Genomic DNA, 1109 nt, shown 5'->3' with positions numbered 1-1109 from the left:
ATCTGGGAAGCAGACTACGGAGCGTTTGGGCGGGCCAGGGTGGATGCAGGCAGCACCACCAGTAACCACATCCGCTTCCCGGGCCAGTACCATGATGAGGAAACGGGGCTGCATTACAACCGCTATCGTTATTACGAGCCGGAGACGGGGAGGTATTTATCTAAGGATCCGATTGGGTTGGGCGGAGACTGGAATCAGTTTGCCTATGCGGGGGAGGATCCGATAAATTTTGCAGATCCTGAAGGGCTGGAGACTGTCTATCAGGTGGGAAACGTCACTTTCTACGCTAATCCTGGACCACCGGATCCCACCTATATTGGGGGAAAGGTTGAGCATGGGAAACAGCAGGGGCATGGGTGGCATGTGCATACCCGTATTGGAGGGGTAGAGGGGCCACGAATATTGACTGAAACAGGCCAAGTTTACCCCGGTGACGAGAAGCTGTGTAAAGGGGATTTCAAAAAAGCGATTGACTCACTAAAGCCTGGAGAAATGAAGTATCTACATCGCGCAGGAATTCAAGTTTTTCTTGATAAAAAAATTGGAAATCGATTGTTGAATATCAGGGTTAGGCTGCAAGGTATTCGGGCTTCTGGTTTTAAGCCTCAGGTGATTAAAGGACTGGAGTAATATAATGCCTGATTATGAGAAAAAACTGGATATTTTTGAAAAAAGATATATTCTTGCGAAGGAAAGAATGACCAAATGCGAGTTGGACTGCAAAAAAGCGAAAAATAGATTGATTGCAATTAAATCTGAAATTAATGAGATGCAAGGGTATTTGGAAAATTTGAAGGCTGAGCTTCGAGAGAAAGTGAAATTATTGGACGAAATTAATGACAAGATATCAAGGAACTGATCCACAAGAAAAGCGCTTGGCTCAAGATTTTCACCATTGATCGGCGTTGTTGTTGCATAAATAGTTATCAACAATAATTTATTCTAATTGATGAACGGCTCAACAGGCATGGCACCTGGTGGCAGTTTATCTGGGCTTTTTCATAAACTGGTCCAGTTGTCTTGGAGATGGTCGGCAAAGACATAACACGATGTTCCATCTCATGTGATCATGTCCCTCGTAGAAGCTGGGCACTCTTTGAAGCAAGAGA

The 1109-nt window shown here is 44.8% G+C and carries 2 protein-coding genes; both read left to right on the top strand.

From position 1 onward, the window contains the following. Positions 1 to 630 (top strand): RHS repeat-associated core domain-containing protein (locus G486_RS23755; RefSeq protein WP_169728615.1); only part of this gene is annotated, 630 nt, incomplete at its 5' end. 4 nt (positions 631 to 634) lie between these two features. After that, the gene (locus G486_RS0116995) at positions 635 to 859 is read left to right on the top strand and encodes a hypothetical protein (RefSeq protein WP_027016596.1); all 225 of its coding nucleotides are present in this window, start codon (positions 635 to 637) and stop codon (positions 857 to 859) included. Positions 860 to 1109 lie beyond the last annotated feature (250 nt).

The organism is Comamonas composti DSM 21721 (assembly GCF_000429845.1).
In the GTDB taxonomy this organism is placed as follows: Bacteria; Pseudomonadota; Gammaproteobacteria; order Burkholderiales; family Burkholderiaceae_C; genus Comamonas; species Comamonas composti.
Note: the sequence above shows the minus strand (reverse complement) of the source record. Positions and strands in the feature narration are given on the sequence as shown.

What these genes read in the sequence shown, in the direction of transcription:
- G486_RS0116995 (WP_027016596.1), top strand. Translation starts at nt 635, where the DNA reads ATGCCTGATTATGAGAAAAAACTGGATATTTTTGAAAAAAGATATATT.